Annotated in this window: 7 protein-coding genes; 6 read left to right on the top strand and 1 reads right to left on the bottom strand. The window is 68.2% G+C overall.

Features of this window, described 5'->3' with window-relative positions:
- Positions 1–13: 13 nt before the first annotated feature.
- Positions 14–1,093 carry an ATP-binding cassette domain-containing protein gene (locus AB0J91_RS26905; protein ID WP_363874145.1) on the bottom strand — a complete coding sequence of 360 codons (1,080 nt, stop codon included), beginning with the start codon at positions 1,091–1,093 and terminating at the stop codon, positions 14–16.
- A gap of 527 nt (positions 1,094–1,620) precedes the next feature.
- Here AB0J91_RS26905 and AB0J91_RS26910 point away from each other — a divergent pair.
- From AB0J91_RS26910 to AB0J91_RS26935, 6 genes are all read left to right on the top strand, one after another.
- Positions 1,621–2,433 (top strand): MBL fold metallo-hydrolase, encoded by an 813-nt coding sequence (locus AB0J91_RS26910; RefSeq protein ID WP_363874148.1) that lies wholly within the window; start codon positions 1,621–1,623, stop codon positions 2,431–2,433.
- Between the two features lie 201 nt (positions 2,434–2,634).
- A complete protein-coding gene (locus tag AB0J91_RS26915; RefSeq protein WP_363874151.1) occupies positions 2,635–3,549 on the top strand; it encodes a LysR substrate-binding domain-containing protein in 915 nt (304 codons plus the stop codon).
- 397 nt (positions 3,550–3,946) lie between these two features.
- A complete protein-coding gene (locus AB0J91_RS26920) occupies positions 3,947–4,123 on the top strand; it encodes a hypothetical protein (RefSeq protein WP_363874154.1) in 177 nt (58 codons plus the stop codon).
- A gap of 31 nt (positions 4,124–4,154) precedes the next feature.
- Entirely contained in the window at positions 4,155–4,919 is a 765-nt protein-coding gene (locus AB0J91_RS26925) for a 3-oxoacyl-ACP reductase family protein (RefSeq protein ID WP_363874157.1), read from the top strand.
- 198 nt (positions 4,920–5,117) lie between these two features.
- Complete coding sequence (locus AB0J91_RS26930; protein ID WP_363874160.1) at positions 5,118–5,753, top strand: TetR/AcrR family transcriptional regulator; 636 nt, start codon at positions 5,118–5,120, stop codon at positions 5,751–5,753.
- A 268-nt stretch (positions 5,754–6,021) separates the two neighbouring features.
- A complete protein-coding gene (locus AB0J91_RS26935) occupies positions 6,022–7,377 on the top strand; it encodes an NAD(P)/FAD-dependent oxidoreductase (RefSeq protein ID WP_363874163.1) in 1,356 nt (451 codons plus the stop codon).
- Positions 7,378–7,481: the final 104 nt, after the last annotated feature.

Genomic DNA, 7,481 nt, shown 5'->3' on the forward strand with positions numbered 1-7,481 from the left:
GCGTCTGCGGTGGTCAGACGGCGGGGGCGTCGAGTGCGACGTGCCTGACGCTGTCGGGCTGCGGGCGCCAGACCAGGCGGCGACCCGTCGTCGGGTCGAACAAGTGGGTGTGCTCGGGCAGCGTGGTGAAGGCGACGGGTTGGCCCGCGCGAAGTCCCAGGGGCCGGGGGCCGCGGGCGGCGAGCTCGGTGTCGCCGACCGAGCACAGCGCTACCTCTTCGTTGCCGAGGTTCTCGATCGCGTCGACGACACCCCGCAACAGCGGGCCGCGCGTGTGCTCGCTGACCAGGACGAGGTGTTCGGGGCGAACACCGAGCACGACATCGCGCGACGGCAGGTCGCCGGTCAGGTGCTCCAAGGGCACGTCGACGTCGCGGGCCGTGACGCGCAAGTGGTCGCCGCGGCTCTCCAAGCGGGCGTCGATGAGGTTCATGGGAGGAGAACCCATGAAACCTGCGACGAAAACCGATTCCGGGGTGTCGTAGACCTCGGACGGTGTGCCCGCCTGCTCCAGGCGGCCGTCGTTGAGCACCGCGATCCTGGTGGCCATCGTCATGGCCTCGACCTGGTCGTGGGTGACGTAGAGGAAGGTCGATCCGAGCTGCTGGTGCAGCGCGGCCAGTTCGGTGCGGGTCGCGGTGCGCAGCTTCGCGTCCAGGTTGGACAACGGCTCGTCCATCAGGAACGCGCCCGGATCGCGAACCAGCGCGCGGCCCAGCGCGACCCGCTGCCGCTGACCACCGGAGAGCTCCTTGGGGCGGCGCTTGAGCAGCTCCTCGAGCCCGAGCAGCGCGGCGACCTCGCCAACCTTGCCGTCGATCCCCGTGCGCGACCAACCGCGGGTGCGCAGCGGGAAACCCAGGTTGCGCGCGACGCTCAGGTGCGGGTAGAGCGCGTAGCTCTGGAAGACCATCGCCAGGTCGCGGTCCTTCGGCGCGACGTGGGTGATGTCGCGGTCGTCGAGGAGGATGCGCCCCTCGGTGGGCGGGAGGAGCCCGGCGATCATCCGCAGCAGCGTCGACTTGCCGCACCCGCTCGGTCCCAGCAGGACCAGGAACTCGCCGTGGTCGATGTCGAGGGAGACCGAATCCACCGCGGCGGTGCTGCCGCGCCGGGCATTTCCGAATGCTTTGCTCAGTCCCTCAATTCGGATACGGCTCACTGCGGGTCTCGCCTCCGGTCGTGGTTCTTGGTCGGGCACGTTTGTTCCGCCGGCTCCGAGAAGGATCCTGGCTGCCGCGGCTCGGGGCGTGCTCGGGGGAATGTGAGCATGCCCGTGTGGAATTCCGGTGAACACCCGGTGATTCGCCGATTCGCCGACGGCCTGGCGCGAACGTGATGTTCATGCTGGCCAGCGACGATTGGAAGGCGTGCACGTCCGATTCCCAGTGGCGGGGCAATGGAGCGAGCGACTCACGATTGAGATCTCGAATCGAGCGAGATCGAAATGGTGGTTGACGTCTCCTGCTCAAGGCGATCGGTGGGATTTCATTCTCGCCTGATAGGGGATATCAATTGCTCAATTCCGGTGGAGATCTTGTCGTCGCGGTTGGTCTTCCGGAAAGCTCGGCCGGAACCGTCGCTGCGCCGTAGCGGCCTGGGATTCGCTGGAGGAAGAGGATGCGGCTTACCGTGCTGGGTTGCCGAGCGGGGATGCCCGCCGACGGTCAGGCGAGTTCGGGCTACCTGCTGGAGACGCGGACGACTCGCCTGCTGTTGGACTGCGGCCCGGGCATCGCCACCGCGCTCAGCTCGGTCGCCGAGACCGCGAGCCTGGACGGCATCGTGATCAGCCACTTCCACTCCGACCACTGCTACGACCTGCTGCCCATCGGCAAGAGCCTGCTCAGCGGCCTCGCCCACGAGCCCGGGGCCACCGTTGAAACGATCAGGAGCAGCGGGTTCACACCCGTGCCGCTGTACGTGCCGCGCGGATCGGGAGACCTGTTCGCCCGCTGGGCCGGACTGTTCCCGGTGCACACCTTCCCGTTGCTCGACCGGGCCTTCGAGATCGCCTTCGACGTCCGCGAGTACGAACCGGGGGAGACCCACGTCCTGGGCGAGTTCAGCGTGGCGATGCACGAGACGCGACACGCGATCCCCAACTGCGGTGTCCGGGTCGAGTCGGCGACGGCGACGTTCGCCTACACCGGGGACACCGGGACGACACCGGCGCTCCACGAGCTCGCCGAGGACGCCGACCTGCTGCTCACCGAGGCGACGCTGGCCGAGCCGGAGACCGGCGACCACGGGCACCTCTCCGGCACCGACGCCGGCGTCATCGCCGCGAAGGCCGGCGTGGGCAGGCTCGTGCTGACGCACTTCGCCGTCGCCGACGAGAGCAGCCTGGAGCACCTGCGCGCGTGCGCGGCGGAGAGCTACGAAGGCCCGATCGCTCTCGCGGCACCGGGCGCGCGGTTCGACATCGGCTGAGTTCCCAGGCGGCGCCGGGGGCCCGTACCGACACCGCCGCGGGGCATGTGACGGAGTTCACCGAGCGTCGTTCGTCTGCGGTTTCGGCTGTGGGACACGGCGTGGCTCCACCAGCAGTGCCCTTGGTTCACCGGGTGTTCCTCGGAGGTGCATACCGTCTGTCGAGCACAGAGCTGTCCGACAGCCGCCCCGGGGGGCAATGTGGAATTCAGGCACCTCGAATCCTTCCTCGCGATCGCCGAAGAGCTGCACTTCGGGAGGGCCGCCGCCAAGTTGCACCTGGCGCAGCCGTCGCTGAGTCAGCACCTGCAACGACTGGAACGCAGCGTGGGCACCGAACTGGTCGCCCGCACCTCGCACGAAGTCCGGCTCACACCCGCCGGCGAAGCATTCCGCGACCAGGCCCGCGCGATCGTGGCGCAGGTGTACAAGGCCGGGCAAACCGCCCGCGAAGCCGCCGCGGGCCGCTCGGGGCACGTCGACGTCGGGTACAACTTCGCGGCCGGTCAGCAGGTCCTGCCCGCGGTGCTCACGAAGATGCACACCGACCACCCCGACATCGGCGTCACGCTGCACGAGATGCGCACCGGTCCGCAGATGCAGGCGCTGCGGGCCGGTGACGTGGACGTGGCCATGGTCTACGGGAGGCCGGTCGGTGCGGAGTTCGAGTCCCGGTCGCTGGCCAAGTTCCCCCTCGTCGCCGTGGTCGGACCGAACCACAGGTGGGCCGGACGGCCTGGCGCCTCCTTCAGCGAGCTCGCGCACGAGCCGTGCATCCTGTTCGGGCGCGAGCAGTGCCCCGCGATGTACGACTCGATCTTCGGCGCGGCATCGAGCAGCGGCATCACGCTCAACATCGAGCACGAGGTCGACGATCCCGGTGCGGTGGCGATCATGACGTCGGTGAAACCCCTGGTCGGATTCGCCTCGACGCTTCGCGGCAGGCACGTCAGCGGCAACGTGCGGGCGGTACCGGTGCGGCTGTACGACCCGGTGCCCACCGTCGAGCTCTACGTCGCGTGGGTGAGCGGGAGGACCTCCCCGGCCGCCGATCTGTTCCTCGAATGCGTCGAAGCGCAGGCTGCCGAGCCCGCCGAGGAACCGCTGCAGGTCTGAGCCGGCGAACAACGCCCAGTAGAAGCGCGCGACCCGCACCAGCGACCGGTTCTTGACCAGATCGGGCGCGTAGTGCACGACGTTCGGGCACTCGTGGCGGCGCATCCACAGGAAGTGGGAGTGCATCAGTCCGCGCAGACGTCCTTTCAGGCCGTCGCCTGCGAGGTTGGGGGGGGAGTGCGGGTCGCCTTCGCGGTCGCTGCACTCGTGATGCCGCCGGTGCAGCGCAACCCAGTCCACGCTCGGCGATCCGCTCACCGATGTCGGCCTGCTGCTGTTCTACTGGCGAGAAGCCGGAGAAGCGCAACGCCTCCTCAGCCCGACCGTCACGACGCTCCCGGGATTCCCCGGAAGAGATCACCTCGTTGATCGCTACGTGGCCCGCACCGGCCGGAACGTGGACGCCATCCACTACTACGAGGCGTTCGCCCACTTCAAGTTCGCGGTGATCGCTCAAGGCATCGCCGCCCGCGTCGCCGGGGGTGCCATGGCGGGTCAGGACTTCGGCGATCTCTCCGACGAGATCGTCCGAATCGCGGAGGAAGGACTGGCCATCATCAGTCAGTCGGCCTGATCAGCGCACCGCAGCAGAACGGAGAGGAATCATGTCGGTGCTGGACACCTTCCGCTTGGACGGGAAGGTCGCGGTCGTCACCGGTGCCAGCTCAGGTCTGGGCGCGGGATTCGCGCGCGCATTGGCCGACGCGGGTGCTGACGTCGTACTCGCCGCGCGACGCGAGGACCGGATGAGCGAGGTCGCGGCTGACGTCGAAGCCAAGGGACGCCGCGTCCTGGCCGTGCAGACGGACGTTTCCCAACCGGAGGACTGCACCGCGCTCGCCGACGCCGCGATGACAGCGTTCGGCCAGGTCGACGTCCTGGTCAACAACGCGGGCATTGGCACCGCAGTGCCCGCGCTTCGCGAGCAGCCCGATGAGTTCCGGCGCGTCGTGGACGTCAACCTCATGGGCAGCTACTGGATGGCGCAGGCCTGCGCTCGCGTCATGCGCCCCGGGTCGAGCATCATCAACATCGCCAGCGTGCTGGGCCTGATCAAGTCGTTCGCGCCCCAAGCCGCCTACGCGGCGAGCAAGGCGGGCTTGATCGGCCTCACCCGCGACCTGGCCCAGCAGTGGACCGGGCGGCGGGGAATCCGGGTCAACGCCGTGGCACCGGGATACTTCGTGAGCGAGATGTCGGCCGAGGTGCCGGCCGAAGAGCTCGAGCTGTTCCTCCAGCACACGTCACCCCTCGCACGCATGGGCCGGCAACACGAGCTCGACAGCGCGATCATCTTCCTCGCCAGCCCGGCATCCTCCTACATCACCGGAATCACGCTGCCCGTGGACGGTGGAATGTCAGGACACTGAACAACTCGCCCCCGGAATCCGACTCGGGTGGGCGAGGGGTGGGTCGCACGCACGATTGGCATGATTCTGGAGTATCCGCAGTACACCGCCGAGTCCAGCGAAGAGAAGGCCAGAGAGGCGAGACCCGGCGGAGCCAGAAGGCGAATCGGTAGAATGTCGAATCGGTATCGACATCGTCGGGCTAGGGGGACAGCAGGCGTGGCTGAGAAGAAGTCCGTCCGGCAGGCCCCGGCTCGGCCCGACGCCGTTCTCCAGCGCCGCGGCGTGGCCCGCGTTCAGGCGATTCTGGATGCCGCCGAGGAGCTCCTCGCCGAAGACGGTTACGACGCCGCCACCCTGAAGGCGATCAGCGAGCGCACCGGCATCCCCGTCGCCTCGATCTACCACTACTTCGCAGACCGCCACCAGGTCGACGCCGCGCTCATCAGCCGGCACATCGAGGTCCTGGAAGAGCGCATGAACGCGGTTGACGCGATCGGCGGCTTGGAGTCGCTCGCCGATGCCGCTGCCGCTGTGTTCGATCCGCTCGTCGAGTACTTCCGCGCCCATCCGAGCTGCACCGAGCTCTGGTTCTCTGGGCGCGGTGAGGCGGTGGCGGCACTGGTGGCGCGCTTCGACGACGCGACCGCTGAGCTGCTGTGGCGCATCGCGATCGAGAGGGGTCTTCTCGACGAGAGCGCGCCGAGGCTGGTGATGCGCGTGGCCTTCGAGGCGGGCGGTGCCCTCTTCGACATGGCCTTCAAGCAGGATCCGAAGGGTGATGACGCCGTGGTGGCCGAGGCCAAGCGGCTCGTGACCGCGTACCTCCAGACCTACGCGCAGCGCGAAGGCTGATCGCAGTCCGGCCCTAACGCCTGGACCTGAGGTGTGCTCCGGGTCAACCGGTGCACGAGCTGAAGGTCTGCGTCAACTCGGCGAACTCGCCACCACGGCCGCCGGCGGCGTCGTTTCGTGGGGCGTTCACCTCCGATCATTGTCGCCTACCTCGGTCATCCGGATTGGTCGCCGGTGGGTTCGCGTCTTGTGGAGGGGAGGTGTACAGGTATTAAACTCGAAGTCGAATCGACTTTGATTTTAGCTTCGGATGCGGGAGTGAGCGGAAATGACCACAGCGCAACACGTGCACGAGGAGACCCGTGATGTCGTCGTCATCGGTGCGGGCATGGCCGGTTTGATGGCTGCCACGACGCTCCGCGATGAGACCGACGTGGTCGTGTTGGAGGCGTCGGACAGGCCCGGTGGGCGCGTCGAGACCATCCAGAAGGGTGACTACTGGATCAACCTCGGGACCCAGTTCACCGAGGGGACCGGGCCGCTGATCGACGCGCTCAACCACCACGGCATCGAGATGGGATCGCTGGCGGACAAGAGCGTGGCGCTGGTCCTCAACGGGAAATCGGTCGACACGGCCAACCCGCTCGCGCTCATGTTCCGCACGCGGATGAGCTTGCTGGATCGAGTGGGCATGGCGATGGTCGCGGGCCGCATCTTCGCGGCGGTCCCGTTCCTGGAGTCCGACAGCGGCATCGCCAAGAGGGTGCGCGCCAGGCTCGACAGGCGTCTCGCGGCGGACCTGCTGCGGGGAGTCCGCTCCCGGTTGACCCAGGACGTGGTCCGATCGTGGTCGGGCCAGTGGATGGGATGCGAACCCGGGGAGACGGCCGCGACCCAGCTGGTGACCTCGATCGGACTCGCGCTGGCGGACCCGGCCGAGGTGCCGAACTTCGCTCTGCCCGTCGGAGGCAATCAGACGCTGACCGACATCCTCGCCGCCGATCTCGGCGACCGCCTGCGGCTCGAGTCCCCCGTTGAATCCGTGGAGCGCAGCGGTGACGGGGTCGTGGTGAACTACGTCGGAGCGCACGGCCCGGCCCGGGTGCGCGCGAAGCGCGCCATCGTCGCGGTTCCCAGCGATGTCGCGGTTCGGATCCTCCCGGGACTTCCCCAGACGTACCGGAACGCGTTCGACGACATTCGCTACGGCCGGTACGTGATCGTGGGCTTCTTCACCGACGAGGAAGGGCCTCAACCGTGGGACGACTACTTCGCGGTGTCCACGCCGCAGCTCTCGTTCCAGGCGATGTTCAACCACGCTGCCGCCCTTCGCAAAGAAGGCCCGCGGAAACCGGGCGGTGCGCTGGCGTGCTTCGCCGGTGGTGCCGCGGCCGACTCCTCGTTCGAGCTCTCCGACGACGAGATCGTCGCTCGGTTCAGCCGGGACCTGGTCTCGATCTACCCCCAGCTGGAGGGCAAGCTGAGGGAGGGGATCGTGCGCCGGCACCGTCGCGTCGTGCCGTTCTGGGCTCCCGGTCGACGTGAATCGTTGCCGACTCTGCGCGATCCCCTCGGACCGGTTCACCTGGCCGGCGATTACCAGCTCGACATGCCTTCGCTCGCCGACGCGGCGACCTCGGGGGAGAACGCGGCGAACGCGGTCCTCGCGAGCATGAAGCCCTGATGCCTTCTGCCCGCGTCAGCGGGCTCGTGGGCGAAGGCGCTGTCGGAGAACTTCACGGGCCCGTGGAACGTGCTGCGCTGGCAGCGCACCGGGCCGCCGAAGTC

It is taken from the genome of Saccharopolyspora sp. NPDC049357 (assembly GCF_040677225.1).
Classification (GTDB): domain Bacteria; phylum Actinomycetota; class Actinomycetes; order Mycobacteriales; family Pseudonocardiaceae; genus Saccharopolyspora.